The organism is Acidobacteriota bacterium (assembly GCA_020853395.1).
In the GTDB taxonomy this organism is placed as follows: domain Bacteria; phylum Acidobacteriota; class Vicinamibacteria; order Vicinamibacterales; family SCN-69-37; genus JADYYY01.
Map to the genome: position 1 here is coordinate 1 of JADYYY010000004.1, position 25,160 is coordinate 25,160.

Annotated in this window: 20 protein-coding genes; 16 read left to right on the top strand and 4 right to left on the bottom strand. The window is 70.9% G+C overall.

The genetic code is table 11. From position 1 onward, the window contains the following. From IT184_03535 to IT184_03570, 8 genes are all read left to right on the top strand, one after another. Positions 1 to 2,642, top strand: a 2,642-nt coding sequence (locus tag IT184_03535) for a hypothetical protein (GenBank protein MCC7007864.1), incomplete at its 5' end; no start/stop codon positions are given. 75 nt (positions 2,643 to 2,717) lie between these two features. Further along, positions 2,718 to 3,458, top strand: coding sequence for a class I SAM-dependent methyltransferase (locus tag IT184_03540; protein MCC7007865.1), 741 nt, complete (start codon positions 2,718 to 2,720; stop codon positions 3,456 to 3,458). A gap of 9 nt (positions 3,459 to 3,467) precedes the next feature. Beyond that, positions 3,468 to 4,970, top strand: coding sequence for a lipopolysaccharide biosynthesis protein (locus IT184_03545; GenBank protein ID MCC7007866.1), 1,503 nt, complete (start codon positions 3,468 to 3,470; stop codon positions 4,968 to 4,970). A gap of 64 nt (positions 4,971 to 5,034) precedes the next feature. Continuing rightward, a complete protein-coding gene (locus tag IT184_03550) occupies positions 5,035 to 6,714 on the top strand; it encodes a glycosyltransferase family 39 protein (protein ID MCC7007867.1) in 1,680 nt (559 codons plus the stop codon). Next, positions 6,714 to 7,931, top strand: coding sequence for a radical SAM protein (locus tag IT184_03555; GenBank protein MCC7007868.1), 1,218 nt, complete (start codon positions 6,714 to 6,716; stop codon positions 7,929 to 7,931). Before IT184_03550 ends, IT184_03555 begins: the two co-directional genes overlap by 1 nt. Positions 7,932 to 7,941: 10 nt before the next feature. Continuing rightward, a complete protein-coding gene (locus IT184_03560) occupies positions 7,942 to 9,423 on the top strand; it encodes a radical SAM protein (GenBank protein ID MCC7007869.1) in 1,482 nt (493 codons plus the stop codon). 31 nt (positions 9,424 to 9,454) lie between these two features. Then, entirely contained in the window at positions 9,455 to 11,062 is a 1,608-nt protein-coding gene (locus tag IT184_03565; GenBank protein ID MCC7007870.1) for a hypothetical protein, read from the top strand. A 1-nt stretch (position 11,063) separates the two neighbouring features. Beyond that, on the top strand, positions 11,064 to 12,773 hold the full coding sequence (locus tag IT184_03570) for a glycosyltransferase family 39 protein (protein ID MCC7007871.1): 1,710 nt from the start codon (positions 11,064 to 11,066) through the stop codon (positions 12,771 to 12,773). A 10-nt stretch (positions 12,774 to 12,783) separates the two neighbouring features. Here the strand turns inward: IT184_03570 and IT184_03575 are convergent, their stop codons facing one another. Continuing rightward, positions 12,784 to 13,572, bottom strand: coding sequence for a polyprenol monophosphomannose synthase (locus tag IT184_03575; protein MCC7007872.1), 789 nt, complete (start codon positions 13,570 to 13,572; stop codon positions 12,784 to 12,786). An 8-nt stretch (positions 13,573 to 13,580) separates the two neighbouring features. After that, positions 13,581 to 15,119: a hypothetical protein gene (locus IT184_03580; GenBank protein MCC7007873.1), complete on the bottom strand. Its 1,539-nt coding sequence runs from the start codon at positions 15,117 to 15,119 to the stop codon at positions 13,581 to 13,583. A gap of 47 nt (positions 15,120 to 15,166) precedes the next feature. On the opposite strand from IT184_03580, the gene IT184_03585 reads away from it, so the two are divergent. The 8 genes from IT184_03585 (at position 15,167) to IT184_03620 (ending at position 23,413) form a co-directional block, all read left to right on the top strand. After that, positions 15,167 to 16,003: a class I SAM-dependent methyltransferase gene (locus IT184_03585; protein MCC7007874.1), complete on the top strand. Its 837-nt coding sequence runs from the start codon at positions 15,167 to 15,169 to the stop codon at positions 16,001 to 16,003. Between the two features lie 31 nt (positions 16,004 to 16,034). Beyond that, positions 16,035 to 17,078, top strand: coding sequence for a GNAT family N-acetyltransferase (locus IT184_03590; GenBank protein MCC7007875.1), 1,044 nt, complete (start codon positions 16,035 to 16,037; stop codon positions 17,076 to 17,078). After that, entirely contained in the window at positions 17,078 to 18,076 is a 999-nt protein-coding gene (locus tag IT184_03595; protein MCC7007876.1) for a hypothetical protein, read from the top strand. The genes IT184_03590 and IT184_03595 overlap by 1 nt, the downstream gene beginning before the upstream one ends. Positions 18,077 to 18,084: 8 nt before the next feature. After that, the gene (locus IT184_03600) at positions 18,085 to 19,251 is read left to right on the top strand and encodes a glycosyltransferase (protein ID MCC7007877.1); all 1,167 of its coding nucleotides are present in this window, start codon (positions 18,085 to 18,087) and stop codon (positions 19,249 to 19,251) included. Between the two features lie 17 nt (positions 19,252 to 19,268). Continuing rightward, complete coding sequence (locus IT184_03605; GenBank protein MCC7007878.1) at positions 19,269 to 19,715, top strand: GatB/YqeY domain-containing protein; 447 nt, start codon at positions 19,269 to 19,271, stop codon at positions 19,713 to 19,715. A gap of 222 nt (positions 19,716 to 19,937) precedes the next feature. Next, positions 19,938 to 21,512: a murein biosynthesis integral membrane protein MurJ gene (murJ, locus tag IT184_03610; GenBank protein ID MCC7007879.1), complete on the top strand. Its 1,575-nt coding sequence runs from the start codon at positions 19,938 to 19,940 to the stop codon at positions 21,510 to 21,512. Between the two features lie 58 nt (positions 21,513 to 21,570). Next, the gene (locus tag IT184_03615; protein MCC7007880.1) at positions 21,571 to 22,308 is read left to right on the top strand and encodes a rhomboid family intramembrane serine protease; all 738 of its coding nucleotides are present in this window, start codon (positions 21,571 to 21,573) and stop codon (positions 22,306 to 22,308) included. A 136-nt stretch (positions 22,309 to 22,444) separates the two neighbouring features. Beyond that, positions 22,445 to 23,413 (top strand): hypothetical protein, encoded by a 969-nt coding sequence (locus tag IT184_03620; protein MCC7007881.1) that lies wholly within the window; start codon positions 22,445 to 22,447, stop codon positions 23,411 to 23,413. 81 nt (positions 23,414 to 23,494) lie between these two features. Here the strand turns inward: IT184_03620 and IT184_03625 are convergent, their stop codons facing one another. Further along, positions 23,495 to 24,523 (bottom strand): M48 family metallopeptidase, encoded by a 1,029-nt coding sequence (locus IT184_03625; protein ID MCC7007882.1) that lies wholly within the window; start codon positions 24,521 to 24,523, stop codon positions 23,495 to 23,497. A 40-nt stretch (positions 24,524 to 24,563) separates the two neighbouring features. Then, a complete protein-coding gene (locus IT184_03630) occupies positions 24,564 to 25,130 on the bottom strand; it encodes a LemA family protein (GenBank protein ID MCC7007883.1) in 567 nt (188 codons plus the stop codon). Positions 25,131 to 25,160 lie beyond the last annotated feature (30 nt).

A 25,160-nucleotide genomic window follows, 5' to 3' on the forward strand; every position in this document is an offset into this window, starting at 1 on the left:
GCTGGGCGCGCGTCGTCTACTCGCCCGAGCAGCAGCGCTTCCTCGTCGCCTACACGAAGATCCTCGGCGCCACGTCGCATCAGCGCACCGCGCGGTTCCTCAGCTACAACGCCGGCAGCCCGGCGTTTCTCACCGACGAGATCCCCGTGGCGACCTTCCGCGATGCGGGCAACGCCGCCGGCGTGGCCTACTCGCCGGGCGCGGGCGTCTTCCTCGTGAGCTGGTACGTGTGGGCGCCGAACCCGACGCCGCAGTCGTACGTCGCCGCGCTGGCGCCCAACGGCACGATCGTCACGCCGAGCACGCTTCTGACCGACCCGGCCGACGGCCAGTCGGACCCGAACATCGCGTGCAACACGACGGGCCGCTGCCTCATCGTCGGCTACAGTTGGGGCAACACCAACGGCGGCCGCAACACCATCTGGGGCCGCTTCATCGACGGCGCCGCGGCGGCCGTCGGCGCCAACTCCTTCGTCGTCGACAGCGCCGCCATCGAAGGCGACGGCGCCGCCACGTTCAACCCGGCGACCGGCCAGTTCGTCGTGACCTTCGTGCGCGACTTCAAGACGATCTGGAGCAAGACCGTCGACGTCAACGGCGGGCTCGGCAGCGCGACCCTGCTCAAGCAGAGCACCAACAGCGCGGAGGACGGCGGCGGCTTCGGCCTGCCCAGCCTCGCCTACAACAGCACGTCGCAGAGCTTCCTGCTCACGATGGGCAGTTGGTGGGGCAAGGCCTGTGCGCTGCAGCTCACGTCGAGCGGCACGCCCACCGGCGCGACCGACTGCGTGCCGGGCGGCTTCGAAGCGACGCACTACACCGTGGCGGTGGCCGACCCGGGCCGCGGCCGCTTCGCGATGTTCGACAACCAGGCGTATGCCGTCATCCGGGCGACGATCTACCAGGTGGGCAGCGGCGCGGGCGGCGGCGGAGGCGGCGGCACGGCGCCGACCATCACGACGCAGCCGCTGAGCCCATCGATCGCCAACGGCGCCACGGCGACGCTGACGGTCGCGGCCACCGGCACGACCCCGTTGAGCTACCAGTGGTATCTCGGCACCAGCCCGAACACGGGCTCGCCGATCGGCGGGGCCACGGCGGCCAGCTACACGACGCCCGCGCTGACGAGCACGACCAGCTACTGGGTCCGCGTCAGCAACGCCATCGGCACCGCCAACTCGACCACGGCCACCGTCACGGTCGCGCCGGCCGGCACGGCGCCGACGATTACGACGCAGCCGCTGAGCCCGTCGATCGCCAACGGCGCCACCGCGACGCTGACGGTCGCGGCCACCGGCACGACCCCGCTGAGCTACCAGTGGTATCTCGGCACCAGCCCGAGCACGGCCTCGCCGATCGGCGGCGCGACGGCCGCCAGCTACACGACGCCCGCGCTGACGAGCACGACCAGCTACTGGGTCCGCGTCAGCAACGCCATCGGCACCGCCAACTCGACCACCGCCACCGTCACGGTCGCGCCCGCCGGGGGCGGCGGGGGCGGCGGCGGCGCGCCGCCGTCCGGCACGTTGACCCGAGCGTTGGGGCCGACGACCGTCGCGGACGACTCACGGCGGCTCGTGCGATTCGACGCGGCGTTCGATTCGATCAACAACGTCTACCTCGTCGTCTGGGGCACACAGTCGAGCGGGCCGGTCAACGGCCAGTTCGTCGGCCAGGACGGCGGGCCGATCGGCGCGAGGTTCGCGATCTCGACCGGCAGCCAGCAGGCCGGCTGGGCGCGCGTCGTCTACTCGCCCGAGCAGCAGCGCTTCCTCGTCGCCTACACGAAGGTCCTCGGCGCCACGTCGCATCAGCGCACCGCGCGGTTCCTCAGCTACAACGCCGGCAGCCCGGCGTTCCTCACGAGCGAGATTCCGGTGGCAACGTTCCGCGATCCGGGCAACTCCGCCGGCATCGCCTATTCGCCCGGCGCGGGCGTCTTCCTCGTCACCTGGCACGTGTGGGCCCCGAACCCGACGCCGCAGTCGTTCGTCGCCGCGTTGGCGCCCGACGGCACGATCGTCACGCCGAGCACGCTCTTGACCGACACGACCGACGGCCAGTCGGATCCGCACATCGCCTGCAACACGACGGGCCGCTGCCTGGTCGTGGGCTACAGTTGGGGGAACAACAACGGCGGCCGCAACACCATCTGGGGCCGCTTCGTCGACGGCGCCGCGGCGGCCGTCGGCGCGAACTCCTTCGTCGTCGACAGCGCCCCGATCGAGGGCGAAGCCGCCGTGGTGTTCAGCCCGCCGACGGGCCAGTTCCTCGTGACGTTCATCCGCGACTTCAAGACGATCTGGGGCAAGACCGTCGGGCCCACCGGCACGCTCGGGACCGCGACGCTGCTCAAGCAGAGCACCAACAGCGCGGTCGACGGCGGCGGCTTCGGCCTGCCGAGCGTCGCCTACAACAGCGCGACCCAGACGATGATGTTGACGATGGGCACGTGGTCGGGCCTGGCGTGCGCGCAGCAGTTGAGCGCGAGCGGCGCGCTCATCGGTGCGACCGATTGCCCGTCGGGCACGAGCGCCGTGGCGACGACCTCGGTGGCCGACCCGAACCTCGGCCGGTTCCTGCTCCTCGACAACATGAACTACACTCGGATTCGCTCGACCGTCTACCAGATCGCGCCGTAGCGCCGGCGACGTCCGCGTGGGGCGGCGGCCGGACGTCCAGTCCGGCGCCGCCCGATGTATGCCGCAATGATCAGCATGACCGAGGAGCAGCAGGCCGGCCCGCCCACCGACGCCGTCCCGGCTGCCTCGAGGAGCGGCGCGTACCTCGAGCGCGGCGACTACCATCGGCAACCGTCGCCGTCCTGGGAGTTCTACCCGACCTACCTCGCGAAGCTCCGGATCGTCCGCTCGTATCTCGAGCGCCTGCCGCGCGGGACGGCCGTGCTGGATGCCGGCTGCGGCGAAGGCGTGCTCGTCGAGGAGTTCCACGATCGGCTCGCGATGCACGGCGTCGATCCGCACTACAGCTCCGCCCACGTGCAGCAGGCGTCGCTCCTGGCCCTTCCGGTCGACGATGGCCGGTTCGACGTCGCGCTGTGTCTCGACGTGCTCGAGCACCTCACGTTCGAGGAACAGCCGCGCGCGTTCGGCGAGCTCCATCGCGTCCTGCGTCCGGGCGGCGAGCTGCTCGTCACGGTGCCGAACCTCGCGCACCTCCAGTCGCGCGTGCACTTCCTTCTGACCGGCCGGCTCATCCGGACCGCGAGCCTCGAGAAGCATCCCGGCGATCGTCCGGTGGCGGAGTTCCTGCGGCTGGCGGCTCGCGCGGGATTCCGTCTCGTCGAGCGGCGGGGCATCTTCCCCACCGTCCCGGTGCTGACGCGCCTGATTCGTCGTCAGCCCGCGCGGCTACGGTGGCTGCACCGGGCGCTGACCGTCGCGCTGCCGGTGCCGGGCTGGTGTTTCCTGAACGTGCTGCGATTCGAACGCGTGTAGCGGCTCGCGATGCGCGATCGGCTGAAGCAGCTCTCGACAGGCGTCGCGATCTACGGCGCCGGCGACGTCGCCATCCAGGTCGTGAACTTCGCGCTGCTCGCCGTGTACGTCAAGGGCGGCTTCCTCACGGCGCTCGACTTCGGCGGCCTGGCGCTGCTCGGCGCGATCGAAGCCTTCGCCAAGGTGCTGTCTCGATGGGGGCTGGACGGCGCGTTCATGCGCTACTACCACGAGGACGCCGAGCGGCGGCCCCGGCTGGCGAGCACGATCCTGTGGTTCCTGCTCGCCGCCAACACGCTCGTGTTCGCCGGCGCGTTCGCGGCCGCGCCGTTCGTCGCGGTGCGCCTCTTCGACGACCCGGCCAAGTACCTGCCCGCCGCGAACCTGATGCTCGCGAACACGTGGCTCATCGCCGCCACGTTCCTGCCGTTCCATTCGATGCGCATGCAGCGGCAGGCCGTCGCGTACAGCGCCCTGACGTTCGCCAGGAGCGTCGGCACGGTCGTGCTCCGCATCGCGCTCGTGATCTGGCTCGGCCTCGGCCTCACGGGCGTGTACCTCGCGGATCTCGCCGTCACGCTGCTGCTCCTTCCGGTGCTGTGGCGATGGGGCCGGCCGCTCGTCGCGTTCACGTTCTCGTGGGACGATCTCAGCCGCGCGCTCCGCTTCGGCCTGCCCCGAGTGCCGCACGGGATGGCCCAGCAGATCCTCGACGGCGGGAACAAGCTCCTGCTCAACCGGTACATCACCCAGCCGGAGCTGGGCGTGTTCCAGAACGGCCAAGCGCTCGGCACGGCGATCAAGTTCTTCACCGGCGCGTTCGAGACCGCGTGGGCGCCGTTCTACTACGCGGCCGCGCGCGAGCCGGACGGGAAGATCACGCTCGCCAAGGTCGCAACCTACGGCGTCGCCGTCCTCGCCCTGCTCGTGGCGGCGATGACGGCCGTCGCGCACGACGTCGTGCTCGTGGTCCTCACGCCGGACTACCTGCGCGCCGCCGATCTGCTGCCGATCATCGCGCTCGGCATGGCGCTGCAGGGCGTCTACCTGCTCACGTCCATCGGCCTGAATCTCACGAGCCGCACCGAGTTCTATCCGGTCGCCACCTTCACGGCGGCCGCGGCCGTGCTGGCCGGCGGCGTCTGGCTGATGCCGCGCCATGGCGCGCTCGGCGCTGCGCTCGCGTTCCTCTTCGCGTCGGCCGTGCAGGCCGGCCTGGCGGGCGCGCTCGCGCACCGGTTCTATCCGATGCGCTACGAGACGGCGCGCATCGCGCGGGTCGTCGTGGCCGGGCTCGGCGCCGCGCTGCTCGCGCGCTGGGCGGTACCGTCGATGGCACCGCTCGCAGGGCTCGTCGTGCGCGGCGGCACGGCCGTGATCGCGTATGCGCTGATGCTGTGGTGGAGCGGCTTCCTTCGCCCGTCCGAGCGGGCGTATCTTGTCGAGCTGGTGACGCGCGTTCGCGGACGCGGGTGGCGCAGATCGCCTGACGGAACCAGTGCGCGGCTCTAGTCCACCCCCGGCGCCGGGCGCCTCGGCCGCGGGACGACGCCGCTGGCGGCTGATCCTCGGGGCCGTGCTCGTCCTGTCCGCGCTCGTCCGCTGCCTCGGGCTCGCCTACGGCCTGCCCGCGGTGCACAACCCGGACGAAGTCGCGATCATGAACCGGGCGGTCGGCCTGGCGCAGACGCAGTTCAACCCGCGCAACTTCCTGTATCCGAGCCTGTACTTCTACGCGCTGTTCGCCTGCGAAGCTCTCTGGTTCGTCGCGGGTCGGCTGCTCGGGATGTTCGGCTCGCTCGCGGCGTTCGAGCGCGCGTTCTTCGTGGACCCGACGTCGATCTACCTCGTCGGCCGCGGCCTCACGGCCGCCTGCGGCGTCCTGACCGTCTGGGCGACGGCGCACCTCGGCGCCCGCTTGTGGGACGCGCGCGCGGGCCTGTCGGCGGCCGTGCTGCTCGGCCTCGCACCGCTGGCCGTGACCGACGCGCACTACGTCAAGCACGACGTGCCGGTGACGCTGCTCATCGTGCTCGCCCATCTCGCGCTGCTGCGCGCCTGGTCGGACCCGGCGCGCTCCCGCCGTTGGATCCTCGTCGGGCTCCTGACCGGCCTCGCGATGTCCACGCACTACTACGCGGTCTTCGTCACGCTGCCGGTGGCCATCGGCGCCCTTTCGGCGCAGGCCGATCGCGCGTCTGTCGCCGCGAGGGTCCGGCGGCTGCTCCTCGTCGGCGGCGCGGCCGCCCTGGTCTTCTTCGCCGGCTCCCCCTTCCTCCTACTGGAGCCGATGAGGGCGCTCGACGACATCTCCGCCAACCGGGCCATCGTCATCGATCGGCTGACCACCTCGACCGGCGCGTTCGGCGCCGCGGAGTACTACCTTGGGTGGCTCGCGCGCGACGCGGCGGGGCGACTGGCGTGCGTGCTGGCCGCCGGCGGGCTGATCGTGACGCTGCGATCCGGCGCCAGAACGGCGATCGTGGCGCTCGCGTTTTCGCTCGCGTTCATCGCCTTCATCGCCAACACCGTTCCGGCGAGCCGCTACCTCAACCCGGTCCTCCCCTTCATGCTGCTGCTCGCGGGCGCCGCCGTGTCGTGGACGCTGCGCCATCGCCGCCGGATCTGGCGCGTGGCGGGCGTCGCGCTGCTCGCCGGCGCCGGCCTGGAGGCCGGCTGGAGCAGCGTCCGTGTCGGGCTGTTCTTCCGCCAGGCGGATACCCGCACGCTGGCGCAACAGTGGATCGAGCGGACGCTTCCGGAAGGGACGTCGATCCTGGTGCAGCCCTACAGCGTGCAGCTCCGCCAGTCGCGCGGCTCGCTCGAGGAGGCGCTTCGCGCGCACCTCGGCGACCCGGCGCGTGCCTCCGTCAAGTTCACCCGGCTACTGCGCCTCGATCCGTATCCGTCGCCCGCCTACCGGACGCTCTTTCTCGGGGCCGGCGGGCTCGACGTCGACAAGATCTACGTCGAGCCGGCGGCCTTCGACCAGGCCGGCAGCCTCGAGCCGCTGCGGCGCCTCGCGGTGACGTGCGTCGTGATGAAGCGGTACAATGTCGAGGACGTGTCGATGGTCGCCATCAGCGCGGCCCTGCGTCGGGAAGGGCGGCTGGCCGCGGTGTTTTCGCCGTACCGGCACGACGCCAGCCCAGACCGCCGCCAGGCCGTCCCGCCGTTTCTCCACAACAGCAGCACGCGGATCGCCGCCGAGCTCGAGCGACCCGGGCCCATCGTCGAGATCTGGACGATCGACTGATGGCCAGGTCCCCACGGCTCCGGGAAGCGGTCGCGCGCCGCCTGCGCGGCGTCCCGTTCTTCACGAGCGCGCTGGCGCGCTATCGGCGAGGCAGCTACGCCCGCCGGATCAACGCGTTCCTCGAGCGGCGCGACGGCCACGCCGGCCGTCTCCCCATGGGCGTCGTGTACGAAGCGACGATGCGCTGCAACCTGCACTGCGAGTTCTGCTACGTCGGCACGCTGCTGAACATCGAGGGGGAGTGGCGCCAGGAGCTACCGCTCGACGCGCTCGAGCGCGCGTTCCCCGATCGGGACGGGCTGCAGGTCAGCCTCACCGGCGGCGAGATCTTCATGCGGAAGGACATCCTGCAGGTGATGGACGTCTTCCGGCAGAAGGGCTACGTCTGCGGGTATCTCACGACGAACGGCACGATCATCACGCCGGAGCGCGCGCGGGCACTGGCCGATCTGGCGCACGCCGGCTTCCTCAAACACATCAGCGTGTCGATCGACGGGCCGAACGAGCTGCACGACCGGGCGCGGGGCGTCAACGGGACGTTCGCGCGGACGGCCGAGGGGCTGCGGCGGCTGCAGACGGCGGCGCGAGAGACCGGCGCGCCGCTTCGCGTCAGCGTGAACACGACCGTCGCGCACGAGACGCTCGACGCGCTCCACGAGATGGTCGGCGTCGCCGAGGAGCTCGGCGTGGACGCGATCGGCTTGAATCACCTGATGTACAGCACGCCGGAGGAGGTCGACGAGACCGTGCGCCTGCTCGGGATCGGCGATCCGTCGGTGATCTCGACGTTCGTCACGCGCGACACGGGCCTGGATCCCGAACGGGTCCGCACGCAGGTGGCCCGGCTCGCGTCGGAGTGCCACCGGCGCGGCATCCGGTTCGACATGCGCCCCAAGGTGCGCGGCGACCTGGTGACGCCGTACTACACCCCCGGCGAGGCGCTCGAGGGACGATGCCTGTACCCGTTCCTGTACGCGCGGGTCTCGTTCAGCGGCAAGGCGTACTTCTGCCCGTTCATCCGGGTCGAAGTCGGCGATCTCACCACGCAATCGCTCGAGGAGGTGTGGACCGGTCCCCGCTACGTTTCCATGCGCCGGACGCTCGTCGAAAATGGTATCTTTCCGGTCTGCCGCCGCTGCTGCAAGGTCGAGCTCGCGCCGCGGCCGGCCGCGACCGCGCCGGTCGACGAGCCGCTCGCGGCGGTGGACGCCTCCTGACAGGATCTTCATGCTCGGTGCCCGAACCCTCTTCGTGAACCCGCCGCTCGTCGGCGGCATCGCGTTCACGCGCCAGGGCCGCTGCCAGGAACGGGAAGAAGTGCTCGGCACGACGAAGCCGCCCTACACGCTGGCGCTCGGCGCGGCGCTGCTCCGGGCGCAAGGCTGCGACGTCCGGGTCGTCGATCTCACCGCGACGCAGCAGACCGTCGACGATCTGGTGCGCCGGCTCGACGCGGAGCGGTTCGAGCCCACGCTCGTGCTCTTTCCCAGCACCACGCCGACGCTCGAGGCGGACGTGGCCGAGATGGCCAAGATCAAGGCGCGGTACGGCGCACCGCTGTTCTGCTTCGGCCCGCACGCGTCCTGTACGCCCGCCGAGTCCATGGCGCGGGCGGCCGCCGTCGACGGCATGTTCGTGGGCGAGCCGGAGGATGGCATCATCGCGCTCGCGAGGCTCGACAGCCTCGACGCGCTCGACACGATCCCCAGCCTCACGTTCCGCCGCGGCCGCGACGTCGTCTCGCACCGCGCCCAGGGCACGTTCGCCGGTTTTCTCACCGCGCCGTACCCGGCGTGGGATCTGCTCGACGTCGACTCGTACCGGCTGCCGATCGTGGATCAGCCCTACGTGCTGGTCGAGACGTCGCGCGGCTGCCCCTACTCGTGCGACTTCTGCGTGGCGCCCATCCATCAAGGCCACAAGTTCCGCGAGAAGAGCGCGAAGGCGCTCGTCGACGAGCTGGAGCACGGCTACCGGACGTTCGGGCTGAAGTTCTTCTATCTCTGGGGCGATACCGTGACGCTGAACGTGAAGACGTTCAGCGCGTTCTGCGACGAGCTGATCGCCAGGAAGCTCCCCGTTCAGTGGTTCGGCAACGCGCGGGCCGACAACCTGACCGATCCGGCGTTCGTCGCCCGGCTGCGCCAGGCCGGCTGCTGGATGCTCGCGCTCGGCATCGAGACCGAGTCCGACGAGACGCGCAAGGACATGATGAAGCGGCTCGAGGGCCAGAAGATCCGGGCCGCCATCCAGAACATGCGGCAGGCGGGGATCCGATCGTTCGGGTTCTTCATCCTGGGCTATCCGGGCGAAACGCCGGCATCGCTCCAGCGGACGGTCGACTACGCCATCGAGCTCGAGCCCGACTTCGCGAACTTCTACCCCGCGGTGCCCTATCCCGGCACGGAGCTCTACACCAAGGCCAAGCGCGATGGTCTCCTCGTGAGCGAGGACTGGTCGCGGATGGAGTACTCGTACTACCTGATGTCGGGAAACGGCCTGAACGAGCGCGTGGTCATGGATGCGATCAACCGCGCCAGGCGGCGGTTCTACCTCCGTCCCGCGTACCTGTGGCGTCATCTGGGGGACGTCGTGCGGCTGGCCGTGACCAAGTGGGACATCGCCTGGCACGTCGCGTCGCGCGTGCTGTTCGGCGCGAACGTCGCCAGCCCGCCGCCCGTCGCACAGGTCCGCCAACGCGCCGCCTAGGCAGCCCGCCGGCCGAACCGCGGTGTCGGACATGACCCGTCGCGCACCGGACGGACCGCCGCGCCGCGCCTGGCGATGGCCGCTGCTCATCGTCGCGCTGCTCGCTCTGCGGCTTCCGGCGCTCGTCGAGCCCGCAGGCAGCGACCAGTACCTCTATCAGTACGTCGGCGAACGGATCCTCGCAGGCGCCGTGCCGTACGTCGACGCCTGGGACCAGAAGCCTCCCGGCATTTTCTTCGTATACGCATTGGTCCGCCTCGCGTGGCCCAGGCCATCGGCGACGGCCGTGGCCGACCTCGCGGCGGCAGCGTTGCTCGCCGTGGGCCTCGTCGCGCTCGGCCGCCGCACGGCAGCTCCCGCGATCGGGTGGATCGCCGCTGCCCTCGCGCTGCTCTGGGGGCATCCGGCAATCTCGCGGCTCGGTGGCGTGTACGTGCGCGGCCAGTGCGAGAGCTTCATCGCGCCCGCGGTGGTGTTCGCCCTGGTCTTCGCCGCGGCGCGGCCACGAACGTGGCGGACCGCCGCGAGTGCCGGGGCGTTGGTCGCCGCCGCGTTCTGGCTCAAGTACAACGCGCTCGCCTACGCGCTGCCCGTGACGGCCGCGCTGCTCTGGCCCACGCGTGGCGACACGCGCGAGATCCGCGCCGCGCTGGCGTGGCTGGCCGCCGGCTTCGCCGCGGTCTCGACGGTGGTGCTCGTCTACTTCGCGGCGCACGGCGCGCTCGAACCGCTGCGCATGGCCACGCTCGACTACAACCTGCAGTACTCCGGCGAGACGTACAGCGGCCCGCTCTCGGTGATGCGGTACATGCTCGGAATCCCGCTCGAGCGCGGGCGAGCCGACATGCTCTGGTATCTCGGCCTCGCCGGTGCGATGGCGCTCATCGCCCTCAGGCGCGAACGGGCACATGCCCGTGCCATCCTGGCATGCGCCTGGATCGCTGCCGCCGTGCTGTCGATCGCCACGAACGGCGCGCGCAACCTCCCGCAGTACTTCGTGCAGGCCGTGCCGGCCCTGGCCTTCGCGGGGGCGAACGGCTTCTCCGCGCTGTGGGCCGTCCGGCGCGTCGGCCCGGCGCTCGTCGTGCTCCTGCTCGCGGTTGGCGTCTGGCGCGTCGGCGTCGAAGCGCCGTCGTTCGTCGGCGCGCGGTGGGCAACGCTCCCCCAGCTCGCCGACAACCTCGCCTGGGACATCCAGTACATTCGCGGTACGATGCCGCGCGAGACGTACTTGCAGCGGTTCACGGGCGCCCAGAAGTACGACGCGCTGGAGATCGATCGGCTGACGTCGCGCGTGGCCGCCACGACCACGTCGCCGGATCGCATTCTGGTCTTCGGCTTCGCGCCCGCCGTGTACGTGAACGCCGGGCGCTCGAGCGCGTCCCGCTTCTTCTGGAGCCGCCCGGTCGTCGTGGAGTTCGCGGCCGATCGGCCCGGCTACGGATCGGCCGGCCTGCTGCGCGACCTTCAGGCCACGCCGCCGGCCCTCGTCGTGCTGCAGAAGAAGGACTGGGGACCGATGGATCCGGATTCGGCCGCCTTCTTCCTCTCGTCGCCGCTTCTCTCGCCCTGGCTCTCGACCCACTACTCGCTCGACGCCGAGACGCCGCTCTTCAGCGTCTGGCGGCGCAACGACTGACATGGCGCGCTCGCGGTGGTGGTGGATCGGCGTGGTCGCGGTGCTCGTCCTCGCAGCCGTCTTGCGCACGAGCTGGCTGAGAGCCGACCCTCCGCCGGCGGCGGCGGTCGGCATCGTGTGGCACGACGAGGGAGCCTGGACGCACAACGCCCGTAACCGCGTGCTCTGGGGCGTCTGGCGAACCGACAACTGGAATCCCGTCTTCGTCGCCCCGGTGTTCACCGCGTTGGAGTACGGCGCCTTCAGCGCCTTCGGCGTGGGCCTCTGGCAGGCGCGCACCGTGCCGGTGGCCTCGGGGCTCGTGGCGATTGGCTGCCTGATGATCGGCGTCGGCCTGCTGCGTGGCCGGCGGGCCGCGCTCGCCGGCGGCGCCCTGCTCGCCACGAACTACGTCTTCGTCATGTGGAACCGCGCCGCGATGATGGAGACGACGATGACGGCGTGCCTGGTCGCGGCGTGGGCCGCCGCGGCGGCGGCCGAACGCCGTGCCGGATGGGCCGCGGTCGCCGGCGCCTGTGCCGCCCTCGCCTGGTTCACGAAGGCCGCGGCCGCGTTCTTCGTCGCCGCGCTGCTCCTGAACGCCGCGCTGATGCTGCTGCCCTCACCGCGGCTCGCCTCCAGCCCGGCCGCGCGACGTGCGGCGTGGTGGACGCTCGCCGGCCTCGCGCTGACCTTCGCCGTCATCGGGCTGCTGTTCGTGCTGCCGCACTGGACCGAGTACCGCTTCTACAACTGGCAGATGAGCGTCACGCGCAAGCCCGAGTACTCGGTCCGGGCGCTGGTGGATCGCGCGTCGTGGCTGCCGCTCGCGCACGACGTCTTCAGCCGGTCGCTGCCAATCGTGCTCGCCGGCCTCGCGGGTCTCGTCGGCCTCGTCGTCCGCTGGCCGCGCGCGACGCCGGCCGAGCGCCTTCTCGTGCTCTGGGTCGTCGTCGGCCTCGCGGAGCTCGTGGTACACGACTCCGGCAATGCGCGGCGGTACGTGATGTTCGTGCCGGCGTTCGCCGCGCTCGCCGCGCTCTGGCTGTTCGACGCGACAGCCGGCGACTCGCGCGACCGGTGGCTGAGCGGACGCGCGGCGTGGCTCGTGGCACCGATCGGAGCGCTCGCCGCCTACATCGCCTTCGGCAGCCTGCTGCGGCCGTGGCTCCAGACGTCGGTGGAGGCGGGCGATTACCGCGTGGCCGTGCGGCTGTCAGCGGCGCTCGCGCTCGCGGCCACCGCCGCAGCAGCGCTCCGATGGACCCGGTTCTCGAGCTGGATCGCGCGCCCGCGCGTGCCCGTCGCCGCTGCGACGACGGTCGTCGCGATCGCGATGGTGTCGGACCTCATCACGTTCGTCCGCTTCGCGCAGGCCGCGCACACCACAAACTACGACGCGTCCGTCTCGCTCGGCCGGCTCCTGCCGGCGGGCACGCTCGTGCAGGGCAAGCTCGCGAACGGCATGGCGCTCGAGAACCGGATCAAACCGATCTTCATCGGCAACGGCTTCGGCAACTACGAGGATCGGCTGCAGCGCGACGACATCAGGTTCGTGCTGACGTACGACCTGCCCAGCGTCGGCTACGAGAGCTCCGATGGCTCGGGGCTCATCGATAGGCTCCTCGCGCACTACCCGGACCGCGCGGTCGTCGCCACCTTCGACGTGGACGAGACGCCGGCACCGGATCGGGCCGTGCTGGTCGACAAGTTCGGCCGGCGCGGCCGATGACCGGCGCGCCTCAGCGCTGCGCCTCGCGCGTCATCGCGTCCACTTCGGCGGGCGTGAACCTGCGGTACTCGCGTGCGGGGCGCGGCGCCGACCAGCTCAGCCGGTAGAGATCGCGAAGCTGCACGAGGTAGCCGGACGCTTCGCGCATGCTCATCTTGCTCTCCCCGAGCTCGCGATCGTCGAATCGGTACGGAATCTCGACGAGCCGCCGCACTTTGCCGCGCACGATCAGCTCGAGGCAGATCTTGAAGCCTCCCGCCTTGATCGTGATCTGCTTGGCGATGTCGGCCCGAATGAGGAAGAAGCCGGACGCCGCGTCGCGGATGGGCGACAGCGGCCTAGCGAGCAGGCAGCCGAAACGCGACAGCACGCGGCGCTTGAACGGCCAGTTCGGCGTGCTGCCGCCGGGAATGTAGCGGCTGGCCACGAGCACGTCCGCCTGCGACTGGCGAAAAGCGGCCAGCATGCGCGGCACGAGCGCCGGCGGATGGCTGAAGTCCGCGTCCATGACGCCGAGCGTCGCCGCCGACGCGGCCTGGAAGCCGGCGACGACCGCAGAGCCCAGGCCGAGCTTGCCGGCGCGGTGCACGACGCGCATGCGCCGCGTCGCGGCGAGCCGATCCGCCAGCTCGCCCGTGCCGTCCGGCGAGTTGTCGTCGACGACGACGAGCTCCAGCGCGATGCCGGCGCGCGACGTGACGTCGAAGAGCGCCGTCGTCAGCTCCTCGAGCCGATCGTGCTCGTTGTAGGTCGGCACCACCAGGCTCAGATCGGGCAGGGACGTCTCGGACGCGGACACGGGCAGCACTATAGTTCAGCGCGCCTGGCCTCTGCTCGCAGCCGCCGGGCGATCGCGAGGATTGCCGCCAGGAACGCCGCGGCAATCGCCGCGACCGCGCCTCGCGGGATCGCGCCAAGGTAGTAGAGGTACATCCACCAGAAGTCGAGGCTGAACGCGAACTGCCTCGAAAACGATCGGTCCTCGTCGTCGCGCGGTCCGACGACAGGCGGTGGCGTCTCGCGTCCGGTCAGGTAGCGGACGTTGGCCGGCACCGCGCGGACGGCCGCCCGCGCACCGAGGACGAGCGACGACGCGCGCCAGTCCCACTGCCGTTCTTCGGTCGTGAACGGCGTCGCGCGGCGCGCGGCGTCCTCGCTGACCTTCGCGTAGTCCACGACCACGCCAGGCAACTGGACGACGGCGCCGACGCCGATGACCGCGATGAGCGCGCCAGCTCGCGCGACGGCCGGCATCCGCTCGAGCCACACGGCCCAGCCGACTGCCAGGTAGGGCAGCACGACGACGAGATACCGCGAGCCGTACGAGCGGCCCGCCAGCCAGTTGCCCAGCGTCGCGTAGAAGAGGAGAAACGCGATCGGAAACGACGCGAGCCACAGCGCCGTCGCGGAATCGTGGCGCGCGAGCTTCGCGATGCCGATGGCGCCGAGGACGACGACGGGCGAGTACAGCAGGATCGACGCGCCGGGGCTGAACAGCAGGCCGGCGAGGCCCGAGACGATCGAGCTGCCGAAGCCGGGAACCGGATCGCGCAGCAGGCCGGGATCGAAGGGATTGCCGAAGCGCCAGGCGTTCAGCGCCATCCAGGCGGCAAGCCCGCAGGCTGCGGCAGCAGTGAAGACCGCCAGCCGCTGAAACCGGGCGGGCGCCTTGCGATCGGCCAGCAGGAGCCATGCGCCGATGGGCGCGGCCGCCAGCGCCATCTCGTGGCGGGTCAACAGGCTGGCGGCGAGCCACGCGCCGCTCGCGGCCGCCGCTCTGACCGATCCGGTTCGCACCGCGGTGTGCGCCTGGATGACCGCGGCGAGGAGCGTCGCGCAGGCCAGCGGCTGGTTGAATCCGAACCGCGCGTAGGGCCACACGAGCGTGCCGAACGCGAGGGTGAGCGCCGCGCCGATCGCGGCGTCGATCCGTCCGGTGACCAGCACGGCGAGCCAGAACGTGCCGGCCACGATCGCCGCGCCGACGAGCGTCTGGCTCATCGCCACGGCCGCCTTCGGGATCGTGTCCGGCTTGCCGATTCTGAACCCCGCCTGCGTGACGGCGCGCCCGGCAAGGTAGAACGGCACGTTGAACAGCGATTGGCCGATCCCGAACGGCGAGTAGTACCGGCCGTCGCTCCCCCGTTCCGCCTCGTTGCCGAGCAGGTTGCCCGACAGCGCGACGGTGCCGTGCTCGATCAGTTGCTCGGTCACGTCGAACGTCACCGAGGCATCGGTGGTGGTCAAGCTGCCGCCGGCGGTGAACGCGTAGACGATCCAGGCGAGCAGGAACAGGCGGACGGCAATCGCGCGCGCGCGCGGTGAACGGGTCGGCGCACTCGGCATGGGGCGGGCGGGAGCCCCCGCCAGACGCACTATAATTCATGCGCCGCATGCGGGAAATTCGCGATGATTTGATCAAGGCGCACGCCGACCGGCGGTTCCGTTCCGAATACGACTACGCGCTCTTCGAGTACTTCCGGAGCGCCAAGGTGATGGCCTTCCTCGAACGCGCAGGCGTGAACATCGCGGGCCGCGTGCTCGACGCCGGCTGCGGCGGCGGCGGCATGCCGCTGTCGCTCGCCGAGCACGCGGCGCTCGTCGTCGGCATCGATCCGGCGCCGCGGTTCGTGAACGCGGGCGTGACGCTCGGACGCGAGCGCGGGCTCGCGAACCTGGTGTTCGTCCAGGCGGACGGCATGCACCTGCCGTTTCCCGATCACTCGTTCGATCTCGTGCTGTCGCACGCCGTCATCGAGCACGTGGCCGATGCCGCCCGTTATCTCGGCGAGTGCCGGCGCGTGCTCGCCGCCGGCGGCCGCTGTTTCCTGTCGACCGCGCCGTACCTGTCCTTCGCCGGCGCGCACCTGCCCAGGCTGCGCCTGCCGATTCCGCTGCACCTGCTGATCGGACGCGCCGCGGCGTTCCGGGTGTTCCGCTCGATCGCGCGCCGCGCGCCCGGGCTGCTCAAGGAGCCCGCCCACGAGAACTCGTTCATCCGCGACGCCAGGCAGGGCATCGCCAAGGAGGACGACCTGCTCGAGCGGGTCCGGGTGCGCCGGTTGCGCGCGCAGATTGCCGCCGCGGGCCTGAGGGTCGTCCGCGAGGAACTGCACGTGACGTCGACGGTGCGCAAGCTGCCGCCCGTCGTGGGCCAGTGGCTGAAGAACAGCCGCATCACCCAGGACGCGCTGATCAGTAATATCGAGTACGTGCTGGCCGCCGCCTGAGCGGCGCGTCAGGGAAGGCTCCCCGGGAGACATGCCAGAGATCGGCCGTTATCGCCAGGAAGACCGCCGTCAGGTGGAATCGCTGTACCGGCGTGTCTTCGGCCCCGACGCCGCGGAGGCGAACCGCCTCCGCTGGGACTGGCAGTACCGGTACAACCCGCACGTCCCGCCGGAAGGCCCCCTCATCTGGCTCGCCCGCGAGGGCACGACCGTCGTCGGGCAGTACGCGACGATGCCGGTGCGGCTGTGGCTCGGCAACCGCGAGATCGACGCGTCCTGGGGCATGGACGTGATGGTCGCGCCCGAACGGCAGCGGCAGGGCCTCGGCGACACGCTGTTTCGCACGTGGGATCGCCACACGGGCGCATCGCTGGGTCTCGGGCTCTCCGAGGCCTCGTCGAACCTCTTCCGCAAGATGTCGTGGCCGGACGTCGGGCCCGTGCCCTGCCTGGTCAAACCGCTGAGCCGCCGCGCGCTGCGGCAGCCCGGCTGGCCGACGGGGCTCAACCGGCTCGTGTCGTACGTGACGTACCCCTGGGTCAGGCTCGTGGCGCGGTCGCGGCCGCTCGAAGGCGAGGTCCAGCTCATCCGCCACTTCGACGACGCCTTCACGGAGTTCTGGGAGCGCGTGCGGCAGCACTTCACGTTCGCCGTGCGGCGCGATGCGGCCTATCTCAACTGGAAGTACATCCAGGCCCCGCACGTGCGGTATTCGATCGCCGCGCTCGTGCGCGACGGCCGGCCCGCCGGCTACGTGGTGTACCGGCACGTGCGCGAGCCGCGCGGCCGCGTCACGCTGCTCGTCGATTTCCTCACGGCGCCCGACGACGTCACCGGGTTCCTGACGCTGCTGCGGTGGGTCGACCGCGAAGCGCGCAACGCCGACTCCGACAAGATCCGCACGTTCGCGCTCGACGAGCGGTTCCGCAAGCTGCTCCGCCGATCCGGCTACTACCCGGTCAAGTCCACGATGGAGTTCGTCGCGAAGGTGAACGCCGACGACGTGCCGCCAGATTTCTACCGGCACACGGACAGTTGGCACGTCACGCTCGGCGACTCCGATCAGGACCGCTGATGGCCGGCCCGGGCCCCGCGCTCCTCGTCGCGATCGACACCGAGGGCGACAACCAGTGGGATCGCCAGGCGCGGCGGCATCAGACGTTCGAGAACATCTACGCGCTGCCGCGGTTGCACGCGTTCCTCACGGGGCTCGGCGTCAGGCCGACGTACGTCGTCACGTATCCGGTCGCGCGCGATCACCGGTCGGCGGCCATCCTTCGAGATCTGGCCGCGCGAGGCGATTGCGAGATCGGCGCGCACCACCACGCGTGGGAGACGCCGCCGTGCGACGCCGGCGACGTGGACCGGCATCCGTACGCGCTGTCGCTGCCGCTCGATCGATTCGATGCGCAGCTCCGTGCGCTGACGGACGCGATTGCCGACGCCGTGCACGCGCCGCCCGTCTCGTATCGCTCGGGGCGCTTCGGCTTCGCAGCCGCGCACGTGTCGTCGCTGGAACGCTGCGGCTACCTCGTCGAATCGAGCGTGACGCCGCTCTTCTACGAGGCGCACAAGCAGGGGCCGGACTTCGTCGGGGCGCCGCTCGCGCCGTACTACTTGTCCTACGACGACCCGACGCGGCCCGGAACGAGCTCGCTGCTCGAGCTGCCGGTCTCGGCGGCGCTGAACCGGCGCGTGCCTGCATGGCTCGAGCGATGGTACGGCCGCGCGCCGTGGCCCTACACCACGAAGCGCGTGCTGCGCGTCGCCGGCATCGCGCGCGTGCGATGGCTGCGTCCGTCCTATAGCTCGGCCGAGGAGATGATCGACCTCGCGCGGCAGCTCGTCGCGCGCCGGGTACCGCTCTTGAACGTGCTCTTTCACTCGAGCGAGGCCATCGTCGGGGGCAGTCCCTACAACCGGACGGACGACGAGCTGCGCCGCTATTTCGATCGGCTCGAGCGGTTCATCGGGTTCGCGACGGGTGAGCTGGGCGCCAGGCCGATGACCTTCGCGGAGTACCGCACGGCATTCGTCAGCGCGCCGTACGAGCGGATGGCCGCCGCCCGATGACGGCGGCGATGCGGATCTGCCATGTCTCGCCGCACCTGCCGCCCGACCAGGCGGCCAACGCGATCCTGCCGGCGCACCTCGGCCGCTGGGCCGCGGCGCGAGGAGACGACGTCCGATTCCTGTCGCTGGAGCCGGCGCAAGGCAGCCTCGCCCCCGCCGAGTTGCCGGGCCGCGTCTGTCGGCTGCCGCTGCGCCGGTCGCGCTCGGCCGCCGTCCGCGCCCTGCGGCTCGACACGCTCACGCGAACGCGGACGATCGCGCGGGCGCTCGACGCGCACGCGCGCGACGCCGACCTCCTCCACCTCCACAGCAACGGCCTCATCGTCGAGGTCGCGGCCGCGTGGGCACACCGGCGCGGCCTGCCGGTGGTGCTGACGCTGTACGGCACGGAGATCTGGCACTACCGCCCGCGCTGGCCGATCGATCCCTTCACGCGCGCGTACCGGCGGGCGCAGGAAGTCACGTTCTACAGCCAGGGGCTGCTGGATCGCGCGCGAACGCTCGGCCTGGACCGGCAGGGGCTGTCGGTGATCTACCCGCCCGTCGACGACGCGTTCGTGCCGCTGGACGCGGCGCAGCGCGCCAGCTTGCGCCAGGAGCTGGGGATCGCCGAACCGCGGCTCGTGCTCAACGTCAAACGCCTGCACGAGCTGGCGGGCCAGCGGTTCCTGATCGACGCCTTCGCCAAGGTCGCGCGCGGCCGCACGGACATCCGCCTCGTCATCTGCGGCACGGGCCCGCTCCGCGAGAGCCTGGAGCATCGGGCCGAGCGCGCCGGCGTCGCCCGCCAGGTCACGTTCGCGGGCCTGGTTCCGAACCACGACGTGGCCCGGTACGCCGCGGCGGCCGACCTGTTCGTGCTGCCGTCGCTGCTCGAGGCGCTCCCCACCGTCGCCGTCGAAGCGCTCGCCGCCGGCACGCCCGTGCTCTCGGCCGATCACCCGGGCGGCGTCGAACTGCACGGCCTCTTCGGCGACGACGTCGCGGTCGTTGCGCGAGAGGATACGGACGCGCTCGCGGCCGCGCTGGCCGACAGGTTGACCTCGCCCCGGCGCGTCCGGCCCTCCACGCTCGACCTGCTCCAGGCCAGGTTCGGCCGGGCCGCGGTCGACGCCGCCTATCTGGCCGTGTACCGGCGCGTTCTGGCCCAGCGTCCGGCATCTCTGCGACAATAGCCGCCGAGGCTGCCGTCATGCTGGTCGATCAGATCACCAAGGACATCGCCGACGCGATGCGACAGAAGGACCAGGCCGCGCTGGGCCCGCTGCGGATGCTCAAAGCGGCGTTGATGAACCGCGAGGTCGAGAAGGGCCGGCCGCTCACCGACGCCGAGTCGGTGCAGGTCGTCAACTCGCTCGTCAAGCAGCGGCGTGACTCGGTCGAGCAGTTCCGTGCAGGCGGCCGTGAGGAGCTGGCGGCCAAGGAAGCGGCCGAAATCACGTTCCTCCAGCGCTATCTGCCGCCGGAGGCCGACGAGGCCACCATCGCCCGCGCCATCGACACCGCGATTGCCGAGACCGGCGCCACCGGGCCGAAGGACATGGGCAAGGTCATGAAAGCCGTCGCCGCCAGCCTGGCCGGCGCGACCGTCGACGGCCGCGCGTTGAGCGAGGCCGTGAAAAAGAAGCTAGCCGGCTGATCGCCGGCAAACTTTTTCGATGACCTCACGTCTAACGGAATGAAGGCAGCGAAACGCCTCTCATCCATCCTCCGGGCAGGGGCCTCAACTACAGGGGTTGAGGCCCCTTCTTTTTCCGGCACGCTCTCGCCCGTCGGCGGCCGCCCCCACCGTCTCTTCCCGTAATCCGTTCGTGATCAGCCTCGACATCGGTCTCGACAAGCCCATCCGGACAGGCCGCTCGTGAGCTCTCAGCGGCTGGCCAAGTCGGCCGGGATCATCAGCGCCGCGACGTTGTCCAGCCGGATGCTGGGCCTCGTTCGCGACGTGGTCCAAGGGTATTTCTTCGCGACGTCGGCGCCGGCGGATGCCTTTGCCGTCGCGACGCGGATTCCCGGGCTGCTGCGGGATCTGTTCGCGGAGGGCGCCATGAGCGCGGCCTTCGTGCCGACGATCGCGCGGTACCTGCAGACCGGCGGCAAACCCGCGGCGTGGCGGCTCGGCTCCAACGTCATCAACGGCCTGCTCGTCGTCACCGGCCTGCTGACGGTGGCCGGGATGGTGTTCACCGAGCCGCTCGTCCGGTTCTACGCGAGCGAGTACCAGGCCACGCCGGGCAAGTTCGAGCTCACCGTCGCGCTCGCCCGCCTGACGATGCCGTTTCTGCTGCTCATCGCGGTGGCGGCCGCAATGATGGGCATGCTGAATGCCCTGCGGAAGTTCTTCGTGCCGGCCATGTCGCCGGCCGTCTTCAACGTCGCGTTCATCCTCGCGACGGTCACGCTCGTGCCGCTCTTCGGCCGCATCGGCATCGAACCCGTGATGGCGCTCGCCGTCGGCATGATGGCGGGCGGCGTGGCGCAGATCGCCGCCCAGTGGCCGCTGCTGCGGCGGGAAGGCTACCGCCACGCCTGGACGCTCGATCCGCGCGACCCCGGCCTGCGCGAGGTGCTGATGCTGATGGGGCCGGGTGCCATCGGCGTCGCCGCCGCCCAGATCAACCTGCTCGTGAACACGTGGCTGGCCACGCGGGTCGAGGGCGCGGCGTCGGCGCTCCAGTACGCGTTCCGGATGATGTACATGCCGACGGGCATCTTCGGCGTCGCCATCGCGACGGCCGCGATCCCCGACCTCGCCCGCCACGCGGCCAGCGAGGCCTACGCCGACATGCGCGGGACGCTCTCGAGCGGGCTCCGTCTGATGCTGGTGCTGAGCGTCCCGGCGACCGTCGGGCTCATGGTGCTCTCGACGCCGATCGTCGAGCTGATCTACCAGTGGGGGGCGTTCGGCCCGCAGGACACGGCCAAGGTGGCGAGCTCCCTGCTCTTCTACGCCCCGGGCATCATCGGCTACTCGATCGTGAAGCTGGCCTCGCCGAGCTTCTACTCGATGCGCGACGCGCGCACGCCGGTAATCGTCGCGCTCGCCACGATCGGGATCAACCTCCTGCTGAACCTCTCGCTCTACTCGGTGATGAGCTTCCAGGGGCTCGCGCTCGGCACGGCGATCGCGGCCAACCTGAACGCGGCATCGCTGCTCTACCTGCTGTCGCGCCGGCTCGACGGGATCGACGCGCGGCGCGTCGGCGTCTCGTTCGCGAAGATCGCGCTCGCTTCGGCGCTGATGGGCCTCGTCACCTACTTCGTCGAAGGCTGGCTGCACGCACGGTTCGCCTCGCCGACGCTCGTGGCGCGCGGCATCAGGGTCGGCGGCGCCATCGCGACGGGCATCGGCACGCTCGCGGCCGCCGCCTGGATCCTGCACATCGACGAGTTCCGTCAGGCCGTCGCCCGCGTTCGCGCGAAGGCCGGCCTGTAGCGACGCCTCGACGAGTCGACCGGCCGGCACGCCCCGCCTCGTCTGGTAGCATCGTCCGATGCCACGTTATGCCCCGTCCGGCGCGGCCGTCCAGTTCGGTCCCGGCCCGATCACGCCCGCCGTCAGGGTCCTGATCATCGCGAACGTCGTCGTCTTCCTGCTCACGTTCGTCGCGCCCGGACCGACCGTCGGGTTCCTGGGGCTCACGCCTGAAGACGTGCTCGGGGCGGGCCGCGTGTGGCAGCTCGCGACGTACCTGTTCGTCCACTCGCCCTACGCGCTCTCGCACATCCTCTTCAACATGCTCGCGCTCTGGATGTTCGGCGTCGAGCTGGAACGCCGCTGGGGCACGCCCGCGTTCACCAAGTACTACTTCCTCACCGGCGTGGGCGCGGGCGTGTGCACGCTGCTCGTCTCGCTCTTGCCGTTCGGCTGGGCGGCGCGGACGTACGCGACGACGACGATCGGCGCATCGGGGGCGATCTACGGTCTGCTCATGGCCTGGGCGATGCTGTTCCCGCACCGGCAGATCCTGTTCATGTTCGTCTTCCCGCTGCGGGCCCGAATCTTCGTCCTCATCATCGGCGCGCTCGCCTTCTTCTCCGCGATCGGCGCGAGCGGCAGCGGCGTCGCCAACCTGGCCCACCTCGGCGGGCTCCTCGTGGGATGGTTCTATCTCCAGGGTCCCGACGAGCTGCGCGCGCAACTGCGGTACCGCGTCACGCGGTGGCGGATGGAACGGATGCGGCGCCGGTTCAACATCCACAAGGGCGGGCGGGGACGCTGGGAGCATTAGAGCGGTCCCGAGTCCCGGGTCCCGGGTCCAGGGTCCTCCGGGTCCTCCGGGTCCGGAGGTCCTGAGTCCTGAGTCCCGGGTCCTGAGTCCTAAGCCATACCGAAGTCGCAAGCCGTAAGCCCTGAGCCATGCCGTGATGCCCGATAATCGGCGCACAGCCGTGTTTCTACGCGTGGGCATTGGGCTCTGGGTGGTCGTTGGGGCGTTGGCGGGCGGGGCGGCGGGGCCGGCGGCCGGGCTGCGTGCGGCGGCCGAGTTGCGCCCGGCGGCCGGAGTGCCTGCGCAGGCGGGCGATGATCTGTCGGCGCTCCTGACGATGGCCGGGCTGCGGGTCGCGGAGTTCTTCACGCGCGCCGAGCGGCTGGTGTGCCTGGAACGCGTGGTGATGCAGCCGCTCACCGTCAGCCTCTCGAACAGCGGGCCCGGGCGCGTGGTCGAGTCGGAGCTGCGGGTTTCGTGGGATCCGGGCGCCGGTGGCGCGGCGGTCGAGGCGACCATGCGCCGGCAGGTCCTGAAGGTCAACGGCCGTGCGCCCCGTCCCGATGACCGGAACCGCTGCACGACGCCGGAGCTCGAGGCGACCGAGACGCAGCCGCTGTCGATGCTGTTGCCCGCGCGGCGCGACGAGTACGCGTTCTCGCTCGCCGGCACCGCTCGCGTCGAGGGTCGGCTCGCCGCGCTCGTCGACTACCGCGAGCTCGGCCAGGTTCGCGCGGACGTCAAGACCGTCGACGGCGTCGAGGACTGCGTCAGCTTCGACGTCACCGGCGGCCGGCGGGGCCGGCTCTGGATCGACCGCGCATCGGGGGACGTGTTGCGGCTGGATCACCGCCTGCCCGGCATGATCGATCTACGCCTGCCGGCCGCGCTCGTTAGGCGCCCGGGCGCGGCGCCGTACTTGACGCTCGAGCGCTCCGACACCTCGATCCGCTTCGGCCGCGTCACGTTCCGCGACCCGGATGAGTCGCTCGTGCTGCCGCTCGAATCCTCCGAGTTCCGTGTGATGCGCAACGGCGGCACACCGCGGCTTCGCACCGTGACGACCTACACGGACTACAAACGGTTCCTCACGGACGGCCGGCTGATCGACGCCGCGCCCAACTGACGCGTTCGCTCAAATCGAGCTGCGGACGGCTTCGCGCAGCAAGCCATCGGCGTCCGCAATTCGGCCCTCGCACGTCACACGTTACAGGCGCTGCCGCGAGGCAGACGTCTCGCCCCGAGCGCCCACGACGCCGCTGCGCCCGTCGTACCCCATCGCTCGCAGCGCGGCGATCCGCTTCGCCATCGGCGGGTGCGTCGCCCACAGCTCCGCCCAGCCGCTTTCGCGATCGTCGATCGGCCGTCCGAGCGGATCGGCGATGCACAGGTGAGCCGTGCCGCGCTTGACCGATGGCGTCGGCGCCGCGGCGCCGTCGATCTTCTGGAGCGCGGAGGCCAAGGCCAGCGGGTTGCGGGTCAGCTCGGCGCCGGTCGCGTCCGCCAAGTACTCGCGGCGGCGCGAGACGGCGAGCGCGAGGAGCCGCCCGACCACCGGCGCCAGCACGATCGCGACGATCCAGACGGCGAAGAAAAGAGCGCCCGCGCCGTGGCCGTCGCGGTTTCGTCCTGACGGACGCCTGACGCCGCCGAACCGCATCCCGCGCGCCGACCAGTCCGCCAGGAGCGCGACCGCTCCGACGAGCGCGGCGACGACGGTCATGAGCCGGATGTCCAGGTTGCGGATGTGCGCCATCTCGTGCGACACCACGCCTTGCAGCTCCTCGCGCGAGAGCGCGCGGAGCAGCCCGTCGGTCACCGCGATCGAGGCGTGCGCGGCATCGCGTCCGGTGGCGAACGCGTTGGGGTCGGCGTCCGGAATGACGAACGCCGCGGGCTTCGGCAGCCCCGCGGCGATCGCCATCTCCTCGACGACGTTGTCGAGCTGCCGGTACCTCAGCCGCTCGTCATCGTCGGCCGACGCCGACAGCCGATCGGCGAGCGGGACGGCGGTCGACGACGCGAGCACGGATCGATCGCCGTGCTGCAGGCTCCACCAGGCCTGGGCGCCGCCGATGCCGATGGCCGCGAGCGTCGCCACCGGAACGAACGGCCCGCCGTTGCCGACGACGAACGTGTCGACGCCCGCACCGGCGAGGCCGAGGACGCCGACGAAGAGCGCCATGACCGCCCAGGTGCGGCGGCGGTTCGCCGCCTGCTGCTCGAGGATGTTCATCGCGGTGAGACGGCGCGTCGCGACAGCGCCGCGGCTGCGCTCAGCTCTTCTTCATCGACAGGTCGACCTGCGGCACGCTGCGTTCGGCCGCGTCGGTGATCTCGAACAGCTCCGCGGCCCGGAATGCGAACGCGTTGGCGATGACGTTCGTGGGGAACGACTCGCGGACGATGTTGTAGCGCGTGGCGATGTCGTTGTAGAACTGGCGCGCGAACCCGATCTTGTTCTCCGTGCCGGCCAGCTCTTCCTGCAGCATCTTCACGTTCTCGCTGGCGCGAAGCTGCGGGTAGCTCTCCGCGAGGGCGAACAGCCGGCCGAGCGCCTGCGTCAGCTCACCCTCTTTCCGGCTCGCGTCGGCCGGGCTCACGGCCGCCATCGCCTTGGCGCGCGCCTCCATCACCATCGTCAGGGTGTCGCGCTCGAACTCCATGGCGCCGCGGACGGTGTTGACGAGGTTCGGGATCAGATCGTGGCGCCGCTTCAACTGCACGTCGATCTGCTTCCAGCCGTTGTCCTTCTGATTCCTGAGCCCGATCAGACGGTTGTAGGCCGCCACCACCCACAGCGCGGCGACGACGAGGATGCCGAAAAGCACGAGAAGGACCACGGGAACCTCCTGAGCAGCGTCGCAAACAGT

Coding starts and splice junctions, on each gene's coding strand:
- IT184_03540 (MCC7007865.1), top strand. CDS start 2,718: ATGACCGAGGAGCAGCAGGCCGGCCCGCCCACCGACGCCGTCCCGGCT.
- IT184_03545 (MCC7007866.1), top strand. CDS start 3,468: ATGCGCGATCGGCTGAAGCAGCTCTCGACAGGCGTCGCGATCTACGGC.
- IT184_03555 (MCC7007868.1), top strand. CDS start 6,714: ATGGCCAGGTCCCCACGGCTCCGGGAAGCGGTCGCGCGCCGCCTGCGC.
- IT184_03560 (MCC7007869.1), top strand. CDS start 7,942: ATGCTCGGTGCCCGAACCCTCTTCGTGAACCCGCCGCTCGTCGGCGGC.
- IT184_03565 (MCC7007870.1), top strand. CDS start 9,455: ATGACCCGTCGCGCACCGGACGGACCGCCGCGCCGCGCCTGGCGATGG.
- IT184_03570 (MCC7007871.1), top strand. CDS start 11,064: ATGGCGCGCTCGCGGTGGTGGTGGATCGGCGTGGTCGCGGTGCTCGTC.
- IT184_03580 (MCC7007873.1), bottom strand. CDS start 15,119: ATGCCGAGTGCGCCGACCCGTTCACCGCGCGCGCGCGCGATTGCCGTC.
- IT184_03585 (MCC7007874.1), top strand. CDS start 15,167: ATGCGGGAAATTCGCGATGATTTGATCAAGGCGCACGCCGACCGGCGG.
- IT184_03590 (MCC7007875.1), top strand. CDS start 16,035: ATGCCAGAGATCGGCCGTTATCGCCAGGAAGACCGCCGTCAGGTGGAA.
- IT184_03595 (MCC7007876.1), top strand. CDS start 17,078: ATGGCCGGCCCGGGCCCCGCGCTCCTCGTCGCGATCGACACCGAGGGC.
- IT184_03600 (MCC7007877.1), top strand. CDS start 18,085: ATGCGGATCTGCCATGTCTCGCCGCACCTGCCGCCCGACCAGGCGGCC.
- IT184_03605 (MCC7007878.1), top strand. CDS start 19,269: ATGCTGGTCGATCAGATCACCAAGGACATCGCCGACGCGATGCGACAG.
- IT184_03615 (MCC7007880.1), top strand. CDS start 21,571: ATGCCACGTTATGCCCCGTCCGGCGCGGCCGTCCAGTTCGGTCCCGGC.
- IT184_03620 (MCC7007881.1), top strand. CDS start 22,445: ATGCCCGATAATCGGCGCACAGCCGTGTTTCTACGCGTGGGCATTGGG.
- IT184_03625 (MCC7007882.1), bottom strand. CDS start 24,523: ATGAACATCCTCGAGCAGCAGGCGGCGAACCGCCGCCGCACCTGGGCG.